Source organism: Shewanella saliphila, assembly GCF_014648295.1.
In the GTDB taxonomy this organism is placed as follows: Bacteria; Pseudomonadota; Gammaproteobacteria; order Enterobacterales; family Shewanellaceae; genus Shewanella; species Shewanella saliphila.
The window spans coordinates 39,283-59,428 of the sequence record NZ_BMQV01000008.1; the positions used below are offsets into that span (position 1 = coordinate 39,283).

The window sequence follows — 20,146 nt, forward strand, 5'->3', positions numbered from 1 at the left end:
AACAAAAGTGGCATGCGATTCGCTAATTTATCATCAGACAAACCGACATTGAGTATGTTTAAACCATAAATAAATGGCTCAGTGACAATAAAACATTAAGGGATGAAGATGAAAAAATCACTATATCAAGCAATTGCATTATCAACTGGTTTACTATTAAGCGGCAGCGCCCTTGCTGAAGTCACTGGCAATATTGGCGCGACGTCAAACTACTTATGGCGCGGTACCACTCAAACCAGTAACGAAGCGGCAATTCAAGGTGGTCTTGATTACGCACACGATTCAGGTTTTTATGCAGGTACTTGGGCGTCTAATGTCGATTTTGGTGATGAAACAAGCTACGAGTTAGACTTTTATGGTGGTTACGGTGGCAACTTCACTGAAGATTTAACTTACGATGTAAGCTACCTTTACTATGCTTACCCAGATGCAGGAGCCAGCATTGATTTTGGTGAAATAGCAATTGCACTTGGTTGGAAATGGTTAGACGTAGGTTACTCTCAAGTGGTTAATGCTGACTCAGATGTGTCTGGCGCATCAGATGAAAAAGATTGGAGCTACATCCAAGCTAATGCAAGCTTCCCGTTAACTGAAAAACTTAGCCTTGCATTACACTACGGTTATTCACAAGGTGATGTTGTTGAAGATTTATTTGGCGACACTTACGCTGACTACAACGTGACATTAAGTGCAGAAACAGACATGGGTACTGTGTCGTTTATGGCTTCAGACACTGACTTACCAGACAGCGATGTTAAAATCGTTTTAGGCTACTCTTACGGCTTCACACTTTAAGCTATCACACTCTTTTTAGTACAAAAAATGCCACTGTTTAATTCAGTGGCATTTTTGTATCTGTAAGAAAATTAGATCCATAACACAATTTTTGTTTAACTCTGTAGCAAGAAATAATTTTGCTGCTAAGCTCAAATTGAAAGGTAAAAATAGCTGTCCATATCAGACAAAAACTTTTACTTTTCTATTGGTATTTTTTTAGTTAGAAAGTGCTCATTGAATTTGTTTTCGTTTTCCCATTCAACTTGAGGGTTTCGTTATGGCTAATCTTACAGATCGAGTGCCAGATGATACAGAAATTGACGCGATGACAACGCCTAGAGGTGCTAAGTCAGCGGAGTCATTACAGCATAAGCGTCAAATCAAACGCAGATTAGAGGATTTTCTCGAACAAGCGCAATTACGCAAAGCAATAGGTGATGACGACTTTTTCTAGTACAAAGGGATAAACAACTGTTTATCCCTTTTTAATTGAATTAAACGATGTGTTTGCCTGTTTTACTGCCGCTTCTGTTTGCCTGAGTCTGGGTTAGCAGCAGCTCGGCTTTAGCGCCTAAATAGACATACACACCCAACCCTACCAATAATCCAACCACTGCGAGCATCATCAAGATTGCAGGCTCTATATACTGCTTTTCACCTAATGATGCTTTAAACATGGTCAGCAGCGCCTCAATTGAAATCGCAATCAAAATCGTCGAGATAAATCGAGTGATCGTCCTGCGAGTCGAACTATGCCTAAAAATATCTTTATGCATTAACACTTCTTCTTCCAAAATGGTCTTACCCAAGTCAAAAATAGCCAGCGCCAAAGTTAAAAAAATGATAATCCCAAAAGGTTGCAAAGGATCATGACGAGCAGATGCCTGACTAAAAAGATCATAAATATCCAAGGTCACCGTCCACATCAGTACACTCACCAACACAAACAAACATAAAACAATGGCCGCATAGATACTCTTAAAAAAGGGCGACATTTTACGTCTTGCACTATCACCCATCATAAATTCAATTAACCGAGTCAGGTTAACGTCAATCACCACAATGCCGGTTTCTCCCTCCGATGACTTAAGAATTTGAGACGCCGACAAACACAAACCTCCCCCCGCATTAGATAAATATGGCCGCGTAATGTGTGCCGTATTCGCTTCAGAAAGCTGAGTAAAATACGGCCGTTGACTCCGATCGGCCTGCTTGCCGTTATTTAACAGCTTAATTTGTTGATTAACGACACTGATATTAGGGCTAACTTGAATGCCTTGCTCATCGAGCAAATAAATAAGTTCAACAAACGGGTAGCTTACCGCCATATCTTCAAATACTTTGGCTGACACCGGTTTATCAAATAAATTTACGTCACCCACACCCACTAAAATCGACTCCAATAGTTCGTGCACTAGGTTTTCATATTCATGATAGCGTTCTATCACGCTCAAATAGCTCATTGCTGCCATATGCTTTCCTTTTAATCGACACGACAATTAAACAAAGCAGTTTTAGTGCCAAAACAATAAATATATATTTTCAGTAACTTAACTTAAATTCATAGCCATTTTTTGCGCCCCAACTATCCAACTTGCACCAAACTGGGGCTAAGTGGCATGCGTTTATTTCATTGCTGTTTTGTGAGTAACCTCTGCTAATATAAGTAAAACATCATGGTTCAGGTTTTCTAAGACAATGTCTGATTCTTTATTGCGTTATCAGCAAGATATTCGTCGTTTTTCTGATGAATTAATTCGCATCCAAGCACCGATTAAAATTTTAGATTCAATAAAATGGCCCAAGCAAATCGAAGATGATTTTCTAGCAAAACAAACTAAACAACTGCCTAATATCAGTAATGATTTTTACCAAACTATTCCTTTATCATTCAACGCTGCACAAACTCAAACCGACTTACAGGGTTTAAAAAGTGCCATTGAACGTGGTCTAGGTAAACGTGACAAGCTAGGTAAGATTTTATTAGCCAATATCGATCAGTATCGGATCGTGATCGACATGCTGCACAACCGTGGCAACCCTACGTTTGGCAAACTGAGCCAAGAGTTATACGGCAGTGCCAGCCATAAATTGCATGGCGATCGTCATACGCTTCGCCAGTTGGGCGATCGTTTAAGCCATATATTTTCATTACCCGCAGCGCGTCATATGAGTCAACGCCACCCTAAAATTGTCAGCGCACCAGAAGCGGTAGAGATATTAAGCGAACGCTTGGTTAAGTATTTTCATCACGATGAAATCCACGTTAAATTAAGCGACGGTATTGCCTCAGACGCTGCTGTAGGTGGCGATACCGTTAAACTCAATACCCGAGCCATGTTCAGTGAGTCTGATTTAAATGTCTATGAAGTCCACGAAGGTTGGGTGCATGTGGGCACAACGCTCAATGGTCGCGCTCAACCTCACGCCACATGGTTAAGTGTGGGCTCACCACGGGTAACCGCATCGCAAGAAGGCTTAGCGGTATTAATGGAAATGCTCACGTTAAGCTCTAATCCAGGGCGTGCTCGTCGTATTAGCGATAGGGTTTCTGCGGTTGATATGGCCGAACAAGGTGCCGACTTTATTGAAGTCTATCGCTACTTTAGAAACCTTAACTTAAGTTCAAAAGACAGTTATCGAGTCACTCAACGTGTATTTCGTGGTGGCATGGTTGGCGGCGGCAGCTTTTTTACTAAAGATATCTCCTATGTGCGCGGTTATGTTGAAAACATTAACTTTATCCGCAGTGCGATCAGCAGCGGCTTGCCTGAACTCATCCCTATGTTATTTTTGGGTAAATTGGCCATTGAAGATATCCCAGTTCTGTACCAGGCCTATCAAGAAGGGGTGATTGCTCAACCCAAGTATTTACCCCCCATGTTTGCCGATATTAGTGGTCTTTATGCCTGGTTTGGCTTTGCTTCTGGCATAGGCAACATTGACCTAAAAGGAGTTCAACGTTATTTTGCCAACCAATTTAAGCATGTGACCCCAACCTCTGCGGTCGACTTATTTGAAGACTCAGAATTTGATAACAACTTCGAATAACTGACATTGTTAAGTGTGGCATTGGTCACACTTAGCATAGTAAACAAGTGCAATAGTGTTTGTCTGTCTATGTTTGAGACCCACCATGAAGCATTTAATCCGTTCCGCATTTCTCTGCAGTTTTATCCTCATGAGTGGTTGCACACCCGCGACCCCAGACCAAGCGTTGGGCACCTTAGAGCGCGACCGGGTTTTATTACGCTCAACTGCGGCTGAAATCATTACCGCTCAACCAATGAGAAAAGGCATGCAAGTCAATGCAGGTGATTTACTTGTGCAATTTGATACCCGTAAACAAGCGGCGCGCCTTGCGGTAATGCAAGCTGATGTCGTTAAAGCCGAAGCTTACCTGCTTAAACTCACCAATGGTGAACGCCCAGAAGATATTGCCAGTGCCAACTCGGCGCTAAAAAGTGCTAACGCAGCAAAAATTGAAGCGCAAAAGTCGTATCAACGTAGTGCCAGTTTGCTTACTAAACGTTTAGTGAGTGAAGCAGAGCTCGACCGCGCGTTAGCGCTTCGCGATCAAGCCAATGCCGAATATGACGCCGCCAACGATTTACTCACAAAAATGGTGAAAGGCGTTCGCCAAGAAGATATTTTTCAAGCTCAAGCCGCACTTGATGCCGCTAATGCCAATTTACGTTATGAGCAACAGGTGTATAGCGATCTTAGCATCCGTGCAACCCGTGCTGGCAAGCTAGATAACTTACCTTATAACGTTGGAGAACGCGTGCCACTGAGTGCTGTGGTTGCGGTGATCCAGGCTGACGAAACGCCTTATGCCAGAGTGTATATTCCCGAACCTTACGCCGCCAAATTACAAATAGGTCAAACGCTTAAGGTGAGTGTTGATGGTATCGACACTCTCTTTGACGGCACATTACGCTGGTTCAGCAGTGAGCCGGCTTTTACGCCCTACTATGCCCTTAACCAAGCTGATCGCTCAAGGTTAGCCTTTTTAGCCGAGTTCACACTAGACAGTTCGGCCAATACATTACCGACAGGCATACCTGCTCAAGTGATATTACCGGAGCAACAATGAGCGCGTTAAGCGACCCGCAATGGGTTATTCAAGCACAAGGAATTAGCAAACAATTTGGCGATTTTACGGCGGTAAACCAAATCGACCTTAATGTCCCTAAAGGCCATATATACGGTTTTTTAGGCCCAAATGGTTGTGGTAAATCCACCACAATACGAATGTTAACAGGGCTGCTTACCCCAACAACCGGCGGCATTAATGTGTTGGGATTAACTATCCCGAAACAAGCTGAAGCATTGCGCCAGCACATTGGTTATATGACTCAAAAGTTTTCGCTGTATGACGACTTAACCGTTAAAGAAAACCTGCAATTTATAGCGCGCATTTACGGCATGAAACGCGACCTATCACGTGCCCGAATCGATCAACTGCAAAGTACCTATAAACTCAGCCAATACCAACATCAACTCACCGCCACCCTCAGTGGCGGACAACGCCAACGGCTTGCCCTTGCCTGTGCTTGTTTAAACCAGCCCAAATTATTGTTTTTAGACGAACCCACCTCAGCCGTTGACCCACAAAATCGCCGCGACTTTTGGGAACAATTATTCGACTTATCAGAACAAGGCACCAGCATTTTAGTGTCTACCCATTATATGGATGAAGCCGAGCGCTGCCATAAAATCGCCATTATGGAAAAAGGCACAATCAAAGCAGATGACACGCCTAAAACATTAATGGATAACATCAATGCTCATGTTATTGAAATTAACGCATCAGATTTAAGGCCGCTAAAACAGGCATTAATTACCCACACTGAAGTGAGTTCAGCAGCACAATTAGGCCATCGTTTACGGGTGTTAATTGATAAACAAATTGCCGATCCTATTGCCTGGGTGTTACAACAGTGTCAGCAATATCAACGCCAAATCAATCCGCAAGATATTGCGATTGTGAGTGCCAATCTTGAAGATGTGTTTGTAAGCCATACCGGCAAAATGAGCACACCGCCCGCGACCTCTAAGGCGTAACGCTATGATGCACTCAATTAGCAACAGTTTAATGCGCGTATACGCCATCACCACCAAAGAAATCAAACAGCTCAGCCGTGACCGAATTACCTTTGCGATGGTGATTATGATCCCGTTGATCCAGCTACTGCTATTTGGTTATGCCATTAATACCGATGTACGCCAAATACCCGTGGCAATAGTGGACCAAAGCGACTCAGCCGCAGGCCGCTGGATAGTTGAAGCGGTAAAAGTCACTCAGGTTGTCGATGTTACAATGTACTTAACCACTGCCAAACAAGCCCAAGAGGCAATTCGACGCGGCGACATAAAAGCGGCCTTAATTTTACCGCCTACATTGACGCAAAAAATTGCCCATGATGAGCCGATAGGCCAATGGGTTGTTGATGGTTCAGACACCATGATCGCAGGGGCAATCAAACAACTGCAAAACCTGTCGCTTAATGATGTACTGCCAGAGCCAACCAGCAGCCAGTCATTATTTGAAGTCAGCTTGTTTTATAACCCAGAACAACGCTCTGCGGTGAATATCGTCCCCGGTTTAATTGCGGTCATTCTCACCATGACCATGGTGCTTTTTACCTCATCGGCTATTGTGCGAGAACGCGAGCGCGGCAACCTTGAATTACTCATTACCACGCCGATTAAATCCCTTGAACTGATGATCGGTAAAATTCTGCCATACATCGTAATCGGTTTAGTGCAAATGGCCATTATTTTGGGGTTGGGTCATGTTATTTTTGCTGTGCCCATTGATGGCACCATCAGTCATTTGCTCATAGCAACCTTACTGTTTATTACCGCGAGTCTCACCCTAGGTTTAATTATTTCGACCATTGCCCAAACCCAACTTCAAGCCATGCAAATGACCATTTTTATCTTACTGCCCACGATATTATTGTCAGGATTTATCACTCCTTTAGAAGCCATGCCAAACGCAGCGCAGTGGATAGCAGAAATGTTACCCGGCACTCACTTTATGCGAGTCATTAGAGCCATTGTGTTGAAAGGTGCGACCTTAATGGAGCTTATTGACGATATTATCTGGCTTATTGGATTTACGTTGATAGGGCTAGGGGTGGCCGCCAAACGCTTTAATAAACGCTTAGATTAACCTCCTAATACGTTGATGTGTAGGAGGTTAACAAAGTAAAACGATGAGTGGATTTAGGAAGGGGCTAATTAAAAATCTCTATTAACAAAATAAGCTTCGCCGTTACATTCTATATAAATGTTACAAGATAAATCTGAAAGGCGGCCGCATTGCTTCACCACAATGCCATTACCACCACGCTGCAAAACTTTTAATTTGAGCGTTTTAACCATCGATGACAAACTGGGTAAATTATCTAACTTAGCTGGGTCTAATGTGTTTTCACAATAAGATGTTGTCACATCACCTAAGAATTGAGCTCTCAATCGCGACAACTCTTCCAAAGTATAGGTGTCCACTTTACCCGCTTTAACACTGTCTAATGCCACTTCGCCGGCATTGGTTTTAATAGATAAATTGGCGCAACCAGATACCAGTAAAATCGCTAAAACGGATGCGCCTAGTGCGGTTAAAAATCCTTTATTCATGTTAAATCCTTTTAAAAAAAGCATGCTCATCACCATAATGAACATGCTTAAACTGAATGCTTACATCGAGCCTGTTAACATTAACTTTGTGCTTTTAATGCCCGCTGCTTAATAAAGTACTCACGGGTTAAACCAAATACCACAGGGCTAAGCAATACCAGCGCGATTAAGTTTGGAATAGCCATCATTGCATTCAAGGTATCGGCCAATAACCAAATAAACTCTAACGAGCTCACTGCGCCAATAGGCACAACTAAGGTAAACACAAGACGAAATGGTTTAATGGCTTTATCGCCAAATAGGTACTGAATACATTTTTCACTGTAAAAGCTCCAACCTAATATCGTGGTAAACGCAAATACAGCTAAAGCAATAGCAACAATGTAGTTACCCATGGGCAGTGCATGAGAAAAGGCAAACGATGTTAATGCCGCGCCGTTTTCACCAGAGGTCCAAGAGCCGGTAACCACAATGGCTAAACCGGTAATAGAACAAACAATTAAAGTATCAATAAATGTACCTAGCATTGCCACTAGGCCCTGCTTAACTGGGTTATTAGTTTGCGCTGCGGCATGTGCAATTGGTGCACTGCCTAAACCCGCTTCATTTGAAAACACACCACGCGCCACACCAAAACGAATTGCAGCCCATACCGCAGCACCGGCAAAACCACCTTGAGCAGCAACAGGGTTAAAGGCACTTTCAACAATTAACATAAACGCTGCTGGCACATCAGCGGCGTATACCACTAATACCGATATACCGGCAGTGATATAAAATACCGTCATTAATGGCACCAGTTTGCCAGCAACTTCAGCAATACGCTTAATGCCGCCCATCAGTACCGCGCCCACAAGCACCATTAACACCACGCCAGTGACCCAACTCGGTATATCAAAATTGCTGCTCATAGCATCGGCAACAGAGTTAGCCTGTACCGTATTACCAATACCAAAACCGGCAATTGATCCAAAAATCGCAAAGGCTGTACCTAACCAGGCCCACTTGCTGCCTAGGCCATTTTTAATGTAGTACATCGGTCCGCCAACATGGTTACCATTGGCATCAGTTTCACGATATTTAACTGCTAATACCGCCTCTGAAAACTTGGTCGCCATACCCACAAGAGCGGTACACCACATCCAAAAAAGTGCACCAGGGCCACCAATAAAGATAGCCGTTGCAACCCCGGCAATATTACCCGTACCAATGGTGGCTGATAACGATGTCATCAATGCATTGAAGGGACTCACATCGCCTTTTTCACTGTCGTCATCGACCTGACGGCCCGACCATAATAATTTAAATCCTCTGCCTAATTTTAAAATCGGCATTAATTTAAGGCCAATAGACAGGAATAACCCTACCCCTAAAATCATCACCAGCATGGGGACCCCCCAAACAATGCTGTTGACTGTATTAATAAAACTTGTGATTGCTTCCATGTAAAACCTCATAATGAGTAAAGACGTCAGTCGAAAATTATTTTTTATTAGTATTATTGTTTTATTAGCTATTGTTATTATGGTTTCAACGGCCCAAACCCGTCACCATTATGATGTAATTTTTTAGGTTACCCCGATTACGCCAACCAAGGCAACCTAAGACAAGATACGATGAATCATCTTCACAATAAAATTGCGTTTTCAGTTATTCTTTTTCGAGTATCACTTTTAAAGTGTCTAAACCTTGCTGTAAGTCATCGCCAATCATGGTTTCAAAATCAACAAATAAAAACATGAGGTTCATTGGGTAATTTAAATGGCCATTGAACCCCCAATCCACTTTAGTTTGATGAGTATTTATAGCCTCGGTTGTCATAAAAGCAGGCTCTGTGGCTTCAAATGGCGAAATAAAACGTAATTCAAAATCGACACGCTTACCTTCATCAATGGCAATAATCTCTTGCTCACCAACGCCCACATCAGGGTTTTCACTGGCCCAAGCCGACACAAAACCAACAGTAGCGTCGGTACCGCGATAGGTTTTAACCATATCAGGGTCCATTTGTGCCCATTTACTAAAGTTATCTTGGTTTTTAAGCTGCTTAACATAGTCAAACACCTCAGAGACAGGTTTATTGATGGTGACAGAGCGAATGACCGAATAATCGGATTGAATAAAGAGTGCGGCAACAAATGGGATTGCGATGATAACCGCAAGTCCTAGGAGAAATTTTTTTAACATTATTATTATCCTCAGCGATACAAAGCGTTACCTAAGTATACTAACTAACAGCAGGCTAACAATAAAAATTAACATTGCGCTAACAAAAAACACCGTTATGCCGAGCGAGCAAACCGCCCCTAGCGTAAATACCGTGTCACTAACGGTTAATCAATGGTCATCAGGCTGGTATTGTTGCACGGCATTAATGGTCATTGCAGCCAAGATTTTTTCAATGCATTGTTGGCAGATGCATTGGTTATCAGGCAAGTTTAATTGCGGCTGTGATTGAGTGTATTGCGATAACACCGCTGTTATTGATTCAGGCACACTTTGGCACCAACATGGGCTCGGTTCATTCTGTCCAGCTTGGTGGTGATTGGCCATAGCACAACCATTTTGCTGTAAACAAAGTGGACATTGCCCTGCAAGTTCAACCTTATCCATTAATATCCCCTACTCACAAATACAAAAAAGCCTCTGTAAACAGAGGCTAAAGGAAAACAAATTCGGTGTCGATTACTTTGGACGCACACCTAAAGTATGGCAAATGGCATAAGTTAATTCGGCGCGGTTAAGGGTGTAAAAGTGGAAATCTTTAACGCCTTCACGTGCCAGTACTTTCACCATATCAATGGCCACGTTCGCACCCACTAATTGGCGAGTGCCAGGATCATCATCTAAGCCATCAAACTGACGGTGTAACCAGTTTGGAATCGCCACATTGGTCATGTCTGCAAAACGTTTAGTCTGCTTAAAGTTGGTCACAGGTAGGATACCTGGAATAATCTCAACATCAATACCAGCGGTAACGCAGCGATCGCGAAAACGTAAATATGATTCAACATCAAAGAAAAACTGCGTAATGGCGCGGTTAGCACCAGCATCAATTTTTTTCTTTAGATTTATCAGGTCAGCTTGAGCATTACGCGCATCAGGGTGCACTTCTGGATATGCCGCAACTGAAATATCAAAGTCAGCAACAGAGCGAAGCAGACTCACTAAATCATTAGCAAAACGCGTAGGTTTTGGGCTGCCATCAGGTAAGTCACCACGCAGTGCAACAATGTCTCTAATGCCTGAATTCCAATATTGTTTTGCTAGCTCAATTAACTCTTCATCGCTGGCATCAACTAAAGTTAAATGCGGCGCAGCAAGCAAGTTAGTTTCCTTTTGAATACGCTCAATCACACCATGAGTACGATCTCGCACTCCTGAATTGGCACCATAAGTTACCGAGACAAATTTAGGATTTAACGGCTCTAAACGACGAATAGAGTTCCACAAAATCTCTTCCATTGCAGGGGTTGAAGGCGGAAAAAACTCAAAAGACACATTAATATCATTCAGCTCAGACAAGCTCTGATTTAACGACTGGGCATGTTGCGCATGATGAAAAGCCATAATGTATTCCTTCAACTTCTGTAAAACTTCGGAGTCTATACCAAACGGTTAGCTTCACTATATTAACCCGAGCTATTTAGCCGTTTGGACGTCTATATGTCCATATACTAGATTAACTGCATCTTAAGTCAAGCTAAAAAAACAGCAATAGAGCAAATTAACTAAGCGCAGAGTGTTACGGCTAAAAGGTCTTTTAAAAATGGCAACAGTATTTAAGGCTATCGATCGGCCAATCGAATTTTGCAACACAAACAAAAAAGCGACCCTGAGATCGCTTATCGATGATGCTGTTAACGTATTTCGATTACTCGTAATCAGACGCGTAGGTTTCTTCATACGTGTGCGAGTAAAACTCAAACAAGTTTCCAAATGGATCTTCTAGGTACACCATTTTTGCAGGTTTGCTTTCGTCTTCTGGGTGGTAGCGCATAATGTCCATACGTACCTTGCCGCCATACTGTTCGGTACGGGCAATCGCCCCTTCAAAGTCATCGGTTTGCAAACAAAAGTGGAAAATACCAAGACGGGTAAAATCAACGTCATGTCGCTCTTGACGATCAACCATTTCAAATAGCTCAACACCGATACCGTCAGTTGTCACTAAGTGTGCAATGTTAAAGCCTTTAAAGCCTTCACCAAACACTGCAATACACATTTTACCAATGGCCGTTTCGCGCTCTTCTTGCACCTTAGTGTTGCCCATTACCACTCGCAAACCCAGTGCTTTGGTATAAAACTCAACCGCTTTATCCATGTCGCCAACCATCAAACCTACGTGATTCATTTTCATAACTTACTCCAAAAAAACTATTGATTGATACGTCATTTTTTTCGATGGAGTTATATTACGGCGAACAAAACATTAATAAAAATTATCAAATTTTATTAATTTGATAATTTTTATTTATATGTAAATTGCGTTTATTTAGTCGCTCAGCAGAAAAAGAAAATATTAAGGAGGATAAAACCTATCGAGTTGTAGCAGGAGCCATGTTGGTAATATTATTGCTGGCTCTGTCTTTCTATTTCGAGCTCGATGAGTAATGCAGTATGAGCATCATTTGCCGCATATTTTTTCTGATGGTCATGCAGAGGAAATATTGACCAATTGGATTGTTGTGCACTCTTAGATAGCCGTTGATTAAACAACATCGCAACCGCCACTCGAGCGCCAACACGTTGCTTAACGCGGGCAAAACGCATCACTTTTGACGAAAGCTCTTCAGTATTGGCTAGCCTAATACCAAATTTTCTCAAGAGTATTTTTCTGTCTTCTTTTAATCCAAAGCCCACCTTTTTTATCGTAGGGTCCGACAGGACGTCACTAATGTCAGTAAAGTGTTCATAAAACTGAGTAGGGAATAAAAACACTTTGGACTGTGTAGCGATTTGAATTAAATGAGGTCCATCACTGACCTCACCTTTTATAAAACAGGGTTTGCTCTCGGTATCAAAGCCTAAACAGGAATGTTTTTTTAACTCTGCAATGGCACTAATAGCATCTGCTTTGTTTGTAACAACAATAATATTCTCAAGCGCAATACCATCGTAAAGCGGTAACTCTCGAATTTGCTCCTTTGTTGGCCTTTCCATTCAATATCCTTTTAATACAACGCAGCACTATGTAATAGAAGACGAAAAAAAAGACCATTCAACATGATCTTTTTAAGCAATATTACTCTTGCAGTAAGTCTTTACAAATATGCACTAGGTCCGACTGAACCGCTGCTGCGGTGACCTCACGTCCAGCGCCTGGGCCGCGGATAATCAACGGGTTACCTTGATAAAACGCACTGCGAATGACAAACACATTATCGCCTGGCGTTAAATTGGCATAAGGATGATTATTGTCTACCCACTGTAAGCCGACTTCGGCTTGCAGTTTACCCTCAACTTTGTCTAACGAGGCAACGTAACGTAGCACCTTATTTTGTTCAGCGGCGGCAGTAAATTGCTGTAATAAATCCTCATCTAATTCATTGATACGCGCTAAAAAGTCATTTAACGACAACTCTGCTAACGCTTTAGGCACCAATGAATTAAGCGTAATGTCATCTAACTCAACGGCGAGGCCAATTTCACGGGCTAAAATAAGCAACTTACGTTGCATGTCACGCCCTGATAAATCATCACGAGGATCGGGTTCTGTAATCCCTAAACCACGTGCCTCAAGCACTAATTCAGAAAACGGTTTACTGCCATCGTAGTTTTCAAATAACCAACATAAGGTGCCAGAAAAAATCCCGCCCACAGCTTCAATGGTGTCGCCGCTGTTACGTAAATCGTTTAATGCATGTTGAATTGGCAAGCCTGCACCGCAACTGGCGTTATAGCGCCAAAATAATCGACGGTTACTGAGCTGTTGCTTTAATTCACGGTAAAATGGCAATGGGCCAGAGCCTGCTAATTTATTGGCGCTCACCACATGAATACCGCGAGCAAATAACTCAGGGTACTGCAAGGTTAAGCTGGCACTGGCACTAATATCTAAAGCCACTATTTCATCGCAATCTAACTGGGCTAATTGTTCAAATAACTGATCGTAATCCCAAGTAGTGGCTTTTGACTGATAATCTTGCTGCCAGTGATTGAGGTCAATACCCTCGTTGGCAATCAAGGCTTTTTGCGAGCCGACCACCCCAATAAGCTCAACTGATGCTTCTAATTCACGGTCAAGTGTTGGACTTGCACGTTTAAATAAATCTATCCATGCTTCGCCAATATTACCCGCCCCTAATAACAACACGCCAATGCGCATTCTTGGACCAGCACAACGACGATGCACTTTTTGCGTTAACAAACTGACTTGAGCTTGTGGCACTATTGTCACTAAGCTAAGTGAGTCTTGATAAACCGGTTTAGCATCGCGGCTTAATAACCGTGCAAAACTGCGTCTAAAATGATGCGCATCAGCACTGACTAGCGCGACTAATCCCAAATCAGATTGTATGGTTAACTCTTCGATTGCCCATTCTTCTCGATATTGATTTAACACCGCTTGAACCTGCTTTTGGCTTTCTAAAGTAAAGGCCAGCTCAACTTTATGTTGAGCAAGTTCCCAAAATGCCAATGGGGTTAAACCTGCCGCGCGTAATACCTCAAATAGCGGCGCAATATTGCTGTTCATTTTAAAGCTAAATAGCAGCACTTCATTTAAGTTGGTCACTACCGGCGCACTGGCAGATGAGCTCAAAGGCGCAATCAAAGTAAAGTCGGTGTGTGATGCATAACTTGAACGCACCGCCAGACTGACTTCGGTATTAAACAAAGGCTGTAAAGTGCGAGAGTGCAAAACAGGTGAGCCTAAACGCGCAAGACGATCGGCTTCAGCTAAAGACATGCTTTTAAGTAACTTGGCATCGTTGATTTTATTTGGATCGGCGTTAAATACCCCTTCAACATCGGTCCAAATCGTCACGCGATCAATGTCGGCTAGGCTAGCAATTAAAGTGGCACTAAAATCAGAACCATTACGGCCTAATAATAAGGTATCACCATGACGGTTGGCGCAAATAAACCCTGTTATCACTAAACGCTCTTGTGGGTGAAGCGCCAGTGTAGCTTGCACTTTATCGCGCGACTCTGGCACTAAAATATTCGGTACTGCGCCCTCATCGGCAACTAAAATAGAACAGGCATCGACATGAGATGCCGCTACGCCAGTTTCACGTAATAGCGCCGCCATTAAACGTGCTGACCAACGCTCACCAAAACTCACAACTTGATTTAATTGATATTCGTTGTGGTGTTGTAACGACAACAAGCTGACTAATTGAGAGCGATCTGTCGACAAACGCTCACGTAAATCACGCGCTTGCTCATTCGACAATAACTGCTCAATCAGGGTTTGTTGATAACTAATCAATACTTGCAGTTCTTCCTGCCAAAGTTGGCCGCTGTCACGCAAACTGAGTAATTTATATAAGAAGTTAGTGGTTTTACCGGCAGCCGACACCACCACAAGATCATCACTGTTACCGTGGGTCAATAAAATATGGGCAACACGGCGATAGCAATCAGCATCCGCTAAACTAGAACCACCAAACTTATGTAAATGACCTCGCGCCATTACGCACTCCTTAAACAACTACGACTTTTTTTGCGGCTGCTATTTTACTTTATTTAACGAAAACTACAGCTAACATAAACGTAAATTAAGCTAATTAAACCCAGATTAAGATGATTTTATGGCTGCTACTGCGGCTAAACCTGCTTTAATATCAGTAACTAAATCTTCAGCATCTTCAATACCGACAGATAGTCTCAATAAAGTGTCTTTAATACCAGCCTCTTGGCGTGCTTCAGCATCCATTGCTCTGTGGGTCATGGTGGCCGGAACGGCGACTAAACTTTCCACTCCGCCTAAACTTTCAGCAACACTGAATAAAGACAAGGCTTGTAAAAATGCCACAACTTCAGCCTCGCCGCCTTTTAACTCAAAACTTAACATAGCGCCAAAGCCTTGTTGTTGTTTTGCAGCGATTTCGTGACCTGGATGGTCTTTTAAACCTGGGTAATACACTTTGGCCACTAGGTCGCTAGTGTTAAGTAATTCAACGATTTTTTGTGCATTGCGTTGATGTTCACGGATGCGTACAGCTAGGGTGCGTAAACCACGCAAGGTTAAATAGCTGTCAAATGCCGAACCCGTTAGCCCAAGGGTGTTTGACCACCAATGTAATAGCTCGCCTAACTCAGGGTCTTTAGCCACCACCGCGCCACCGACCACATCACTATGGCCATTAATGTATTTGGTAGTTGAATGAATCACGATATCAGCACCTAACAATAAAGGTTGCTGTAAAATTGGCGATAAAAAGGTGTTATCAACCGCCACTAACGCACCAACAGCTTGGCAAGCTAGGCTCACGGCTTCAATATCAACCACGCGTAATAACGGATTAGAGGGTGTCTCTAACCAAACCATTTTGGGCTTTTGCGCAATGGCTTTATTTAAAGCCTCAGTATCAGTTTGATCGACAACCACTAATTTAAATTGGCCTTTTTTGGCTAAATTGGTAAATAAACGGTAACTGCCGCCGTAGCAATCGTGCGGAACAACCAATAAATCATCTGGCCCAAGTAAGCTGGTTGCCAGTGTGATGGCAGCCATACCCGTGCATGTCACCACACCAGTGGCACCTTGTTCTAGCTGAGCCAGCGCGTCACCTAAAATGTTACGGGTAGGATTACCCGAACGGCTATAGTCAAATTCACGTGGATTTTTATGGCCATCAAATGAATAATTGGTCGATAAATAAATCGGTGGTACCACAGCTCCGTGTTGTGTGTCTGATTCAATACCTTGGCGAACGGCCAATGTGGCGCTTTGATGCTTAGTCATAATGACTCCTAAAAAATTTCACAAACACACAAAAAGAGATGTCTAGACGTCCAAATCTACCTAAGACACTGGCATTCGTCAACCACTATTAGCCGTTTAGACGTCTAAACATAAAGAAATCTATTTGCATTCGTCACTAAATAGTAGCAATAATTTGACTAGAGATTGTAAGGGGTTAAAATCTGCCCCGTATTTATCGTTAAGGGTAAGTTAATGACTGAGTGGAATGGCGAATATATTAGCCCATATGCCGAGCATGGCAAAAAAAATGAGCAAGTAAAAAAGATTACGGTTTCTATCCCTTTAAAAGTATTAAAAGTACTAACCGATGAGCGGACTCGTCGTCAGATAAACAATCTGCGACATGCAACTAACAGTGAACTGCTATGCGAAGCTTTTTTGCATGCATACACAGGACAACCATTACCTAATGACGGCGACTTATCAAAAGATGAGCCTGACAGCATCCCAAGTGAAGCGAAAAAGTTAATGGATGAAATGGGTATCGAGTGGGAAGACATGGAATAACTCACTGGCTTAATCAATAGACTTTGAAACGACCCTTTTAAGAAGTCGTGATGTTTTTATAGAGAACTTATGATGTCATTTATCGAACCATCTACTTTGATACTGGCATCAGTTATCGTGTTTTTTGGCGCGCTAACCCAAAGCTTAATTGGTTTTGGGTTAGCCGTTGTTGCCAGCCCCCTTCTGTATATCGTTAGCCCCCAACTTGTACCTGTTCCTATTGTGGTGATGGGTTTTGTTATTTCAGCCATGACCTTGTTTAGAGAGCGCGGTCATCTGCAATTTAATGGTTTGCAATATGCCTTACTCGGGCGGATCCCTGGTGGGTTTGTGGGGGCGGGGTTACTAGTGTTTGCCCCGCAAGCCGTACTTGGATTGATAATCGCGGCGATTGTATATATTGCAGTTATCCTCAGCGTCTACAAAATTACTGCAACCATCAACCGCATTAGCTTATTTATTGCCGGAATATTTTCCGGTATTTTTGGTAATATCGCTGCCATTGGTGGCCCGCCAATGGCCATTTTACTCGCCGGACAAGATGTCAATCAATTTAGGGCGGCGTTGTCAGCCTTCTTTTTAATTAGCTCACTGATTGCTTTAGCTATTTTGGCTATTTTCGGCTTGGTTGAAGCACAACACTTATGGTTATCACTGATGCTCATCCCGTCGATTGTTGGCGGCTACCTTGTGTCAAGTTTGTTAATTAATCATATTGATAAAAATAAAACCCGCATTATCACTTTAGTGTTATGCAGCGTGAGCGCAACAGTTCTAGCGATAAAATCGCTGCTGGCATTAATAAGCTAACCCCAAATTCATCTCTTTTTACATCTCAAAAAATAGACTCTATCCGGCCTATCAAGTATTCAGGCCGATTTGCAATAGATCTGTGTCACATAAGTTCATTAGATTTTTTTCAATTAACTTTTTTTCAATTAGATTTTTCTCATAGACATGATCTACTTCAAGTTAACACTACCTACTTTTAGGTAACATTATTTACAGCAAAGACATAACTCCAAATTGCTAAAGCACTACCTATAAAAAGCCCATAGAGGATAAACATGATGAAGACATATACAAAAGTTGGTATCGCAATCGCCATCGCATTATCTTTCGGTAGCCAGGCCATAGCAGCCGATGGTGGTAACCCGAAAAAAGGTAAACACCTATATAAAAAAGAATGTAAAGCCTGCCACAGTGCCGATAGTGAAGGCCCTGAACTGACTCCAATGGCAAAAACCATGAGCCAATGGGATCGTTTCTTCTCTCGTGACAAGCACAAAGCCAAACCTGCCGTTTTTGAGGCGCTGTCAGAACAAGAATTGAAAGACATTCAACAATTTTTGTATGACCACGCAGCCGACTCAGACCAACCTGCCACCTGCGGCTAAGTCTGTCATGCTGACCGACGTTTCTGAGTAAGCGTCAGCCAATAATCAATGTTAAAAAACCATGGGGCTTAGCCTCAGGGGATCTGACAACAAAAATTTGCCAAATTGATGAATTTTTTGGCAAATCTGGGGGAGAAAAACCATGAGAACACTTATCTCAATTCTCGTTGCTAACGCACTCTTTATGAGTGGTGCAAGTTTAGCTGCAGATAGCGATGTGCAAAAAATTGCCGAGTTAGAAAAACAGCTTGCCGAAATTACAGATGATTTAGATTACTTAAACTCACGAGTAGACAAAACCGAGCGTCATAGTGCATTAGACCGAATCGAAATTACTGGTGACTTTAGAACCAAAATGCATTCATTGCATTATCAAAACGTCACCTGGAATCCAGCAATGAACGTTAACTTTAGCGACTTTGCCAGTAAAGCAATGGCCGGTGACTTTGGTGACCCAAGCAGCGCAAGCTCGCCTTTAGGGCAAATGATGGCCGCAAACCCTGACTTAGCCACTGCATTTCAAAGCGGCATGCTTCAAGGCGTAATGCCAATGGTGCTCGCACCAAAAACGCAACAAGATATCGATAATGATATTTTTTATACCACTCGCCTTCGCTTAAACATCAACGCAAAAGTATGGGACAACGTCAGCTTTGCAGGACGCTTAACCATGTTTAAAAGCTGGGGAGACTCTACCGGCGTTAAAGTTTTTGATTCTTGGAACTCGTTCACCATGGACGGTACCAGCAGCGGCAGCACCAGTGGTGACGAACTCAAAGTTGAGCGCGCTTACTTTAACTGGAAAGACATCAACGGCAGCGGCGCTTACCTTTCTATCGGTCGTCGCCCATCAACCTACGGCCCACCAAGCCACTACCGTGAAAACGAACTCCGTGGCGGCACCCCATCAGGCCACTTAGTTAACTTTAACTTCGACGGTGCAACTTTAGGTTACAACCTAAGCGACATCACTGGTATTGAAGGCCAAACCGTTCGCTTTTGTTACGGTCAAGGCTTTGAATCACAATACGGCAATGGCGAATTATTTGGCGATATTGTCACCAAGGACACTCACTTAGGTGGATTTAACATCGACGTATTGAACGACGGTAACCACTTTGTTCAGTTAACGTTATTTGGTGCTAAAGATGTCAATGATGGGTTTACCGGCACCATGGCATTCCCATCACAATTGGCAGGTATTTTTGCCCCAACCATGTACCAGGATATGCAAAAGTTTGACAACTTTAACTTTGTCACCAGAGTTCAACCTAGTGATGTGATTGGTGACATGTATTTAGGCGGTTTAGGTTATGCCTATGAATCTGACGAAGACATGAAGTTTTTTGCTTCTTTAGGTTGGACCCGTGCAGAACCAAGCGGTAATGCAGGTATGTTTGGTGGCATGTTAAGCGATGCAGTATTTGAAGCCGAGCTTAACAGCACAGGCACTGAAATCATGATGGTTGCAGCAGAGACAACCGACACCGATACCAAAGACGGTTACGGCGTATATATTGGGATGCAAATTCCAGCACCCTACGGCAAATTTGGTTTGGAATATAACTATGGCTCTAAATACTGGAGTCCGTTCACTCAAGCACAAGATGACCCTATCGGCAGCAAGTTAGCCACCCGCGGCCATGTTGCCGAGGCGTACTACATCTTTGATATTAACCCAAGAATGTTCATCAAGTTAGCCGGTTTATATTACGACTATGAATACACAGGCAGTGGCTCACCAGTGGGTGCTCCGCAAAAAGTAGATGACGTAATGGCTGGCACTGCATACTCAATGCTGCCCGTAATCGACACCGCCTACGACCTTAATGCTTCATTGACTATTAACTTCTAAACTTGGTCCCCCTGAGTGCAAGCTCAG

The 20,146-nt window shown here is 42.9% G+C and carries 20 protein-coding genes; 10 read left to right on the forward strand and 10 right to left on the reverse strand.

The window, feature by feature from the left end; genetic code table 11:
* The first annotated feature begins 108 nt into the window (after positions 1–108).
* Positions 109–795: a TorF family putative porin gene (locus IEY48_RS05980; RefSeq protein ID WP_188918280.1), complete on the forward strand. Its 687-nt coding sequence runs from the start codon at positions 109–111 to the stop codon at positions 793–795.
* Between the two features lie 259 nt (positions 796–1,054).
* A complete protein-coding gene (locus tag IEY48_RS05985) occupies positions 1,055–1,231 on the forward strand; it encodes a PA3496 family putative envelope integrity protein (RefSeq protein ID WP_188918281.1) in 177 nt (58 codons plus the stop codon).
* A gap of 40 nt (positions 1,232–1,271) precedes the next feature.
* Here the strand turns inward: IEY48_RS05985 and IEY48_RS05990 are convergent, their stop codons facing one another.
* Positions 1,272–2,249 (reverse strand): PDC sensor domain-containing protein, encoded by a 978-nt coding sequence (locus tag IEY48_RS05990; protein ID WP_188918283.1) that lies wholly within the window; start codon positions 2,247–2,249, stop codon positions 1,272–1,274.
* 226 nt (positions 2,250–2,475) lie between these two features.
* Here IEY48_RS05990 and IEY48_RS05995 point away from each other — a divergent pair, with 226 nt between their 5' ends.
* From IEY48_RS05995 to IEY48_RS06010, 4 genes are all read left to right on the forward strand, one after another.
* Entirely contained in the window at positions 2,476–3,828 is a 1,353-nt protein-coding gene (locus IEY48_RS05995) for a flavohemoglobin expression-modulating QEGLA motif protein (RefSeq protein WP_188918285.1), read from the forward strand.
* Positions 3,829–3,913: 85 nt separating this feature from the next.
* Positions 3,914–4,873, forward strand: coding sequence for an HlyD family secretion protein (locus IEY48_RS06000; protein WP_188918286.1), 960 nt, complete (start codon positions 3,914–3,916; stop codon positions 4,871–4,873).
* On the forward strand, positions 4,870–5,844 hold the full coding sequence (locus IEY48_RS06005; protein ID WP_188918288.1) for an ABC transporter ATP-binding protein: 975 nt from the start codon (positions 4,870–4,872) through the stop codon (positions 5,842–5,844). Before IEY48_RS06000 ends, IEY48_RS06005 begins: the two co-directional genes overlap by 4 nt.
* A 4-nt stretch (positions 5,845–5,848) precedes the next feature.
* Positions 5,849–6,958 carry an ABC transporter permease gene (locus IEY48_RS06010; RefSeq protein ID WP_188918290.1) on the forward strand — a complete coding sequence of 370 codons (1,110 nt, stop codon included), beginning with the start codon at positions 5,849–5,851 and terminating at the stop codon, positions 6,956–6,958.
* A gap of 68 nt (positions 6,959–7,026) precedes the next feature.
* Here IEY48_RS06010 and IEY48_RS06015 read toward each other — a convergent pair whose 3' ends face one another.
* The 9 genes from IEY48_RS06015 to metB all read right to left on the reverse strand — a co-directional run bounded on the left by IEY48_RS06015 (position 7,027) and on the right by metB (position 16,339).
* Positions 7,027–7,425 (reverse strand): hypothetical protein, encoded by a 399-nt coding sequence (locus IEY48_RS06015; RefSeq protein WP_188918292.1) that lies wholly within the window; start codon positions 7,423–7,425, stop codon positions 7,027–7,029.
* Between the two features lie 80 nt (positions 7,426–7,505).
* Positions 7,506–8,870, reverse strand: a complete 1,365-nt coding sequence (locus IEY48_RS06020) for an alanine/glycine:cation symporter family protein (protein ID WP_188918294.1) — start codon at positions 8,868–8,870, stop codon at positions 7,506–7,508.
* Positions 8,871–9,075: 205 nt separating this feature from the next.
* Positions 9,076–9,612 carry an SRPBCC family protein gene (locus tag IEY48_RS06025; protein WP_188918296.1) on the reverse strand — a complete coding sequence of 179 codons (537 nt, stop codon included), beginning with the start codon at positions 9,610–9,612 and terminating at the stop codon, positions 9,076–9,078.
* A gap of 150 nt (positions 9,613–9,762) precedes the next feature.
* Complete coding sequence (locus tag IEY48_RS06030) at positions 9,763–10,038, reverse strand: cysteine-rich CWC family protein (RefSeq protein ID WP_188918298.1); 276 nt, start codon at positions 10,036–10,038, stop codon at positions 9,763–9,765.
* Positions 10,039–10,110: 72 nt separating this feature from the next.
* On the reverse strand, positions 10,111–10,995 hold the full coding sequence (gene metF, locus IEY48_RS06035) for a methylenetetrahydrofolate reductase (protein ID WP_188918300.1): 885 nt from the start codon (positions 10,993–10,995) through the stop codon (positions 10,111–10,113).
* 304 nt (positions 10,996–11,299) lie between these two features.
* On the reverse strand, positions 11,300–11,785 hold the full coding sequence (locus tag IEY48_RS06040) for a VOC family protein (protein WP_188918302.1): 486 nt from the start codon (positions 11,783–11,785) through the stop codon (positions 11,300–11,302).
* Between the two features lie 212 nt (positions 11,786–11,997).
* Positions 11,998–12,588, reverse strand: coding sequence for a 3'-5' exonuclease (locus IEY48_RS06045; RefSeq protein WP_188918304.1), 591 nt, complete (start codon positions 12,586–12,588; stop codon positions 11,998–12,000).
* An 82-nt stretch (positions 12,589–12,670) separates the two neighbouring features.
* Positions 12,671–15,064 (reverse strand): bifunctional aspartate kinase/homoserine dehydrogenase II, encoded by a 2,394-nt coding sequence (locus tag IEY48_RS06050; RefSeq protein WP_188918306.1) that lies wholly within the window; start codon positions 15,062–15,064, stop codon positions 12,671–12,673.
* A 105-nt stretch (positions 15,065–15,169) separates the two neighbouring features.
* Entirely contained in the window at positions 15,170–16,339 is a 1,170-nt protein-coding gene (metB, locus tag IEY48_RS06055) for a cystathionine gamma-synthase (RefSeq protein ID WP_188918308.1), read from the reverse strand.
* 213 nt (positions 16,340–16,552) lie between these two features.
* On the opposite strand from metB, the gene metJ reads away from it, so the two are divergent.
* The 4 genes from metJ to IEY48_RS06075 all read left to right on the forward strand — a co-directional run bounded on the left by metJ (position 16,553) and on the right by IEY48_RS06075 (position 20,119).
* On the forward strand, positions 16,553–16,867 hold the full coding sequence (metJ, locus tag IEY48_RS06060; protein ID WP_188918310.1) for a met regulon transcriptional regulator MetJ: 315 nt from the start codon (positions 16,553–16,555) through the stop codon (positions 16,865–16,867).
* A gap of 69 nt (positions 16,868–16,936) precedes the next feature.
* Positions 16,937–17,677, forward strand: coding sequence for a sulfite exporter TauE/SafE family protein (locus IEY48_RS06065; protein ID WP_188918313.1), 741 nt, complete (start codon positions 16,937–16,939; stop codon positions 17,675–17,677).
* A gap of 257 nt (positions 17,678–17,934) precedes the next feature.
* A complete protein-coding gene (locus tag IEY48_RS06070; protein ID WP_188918315.1) occupies positions 17,935–18,264 on the forward strand; it encodes a c-type cytochrome in 330 nt (109 codons plus the stop codon).
* Between the two features lie 142 nt (positions 18,265–18,406).
* Positions 18,407–20,119, forward strand: a complete 1,713-nt coding sequence (locus IEY48_RS06075; RefSeq protein WP_188918317.1) for a DUF3373 domain-containing protein — start codon at positions 18,407–18,409, stop codon at positions 20,117–20,119.
* The last annotated feature ends 27 nt before the right edge of the window (positions 20,120–20,146 follow it).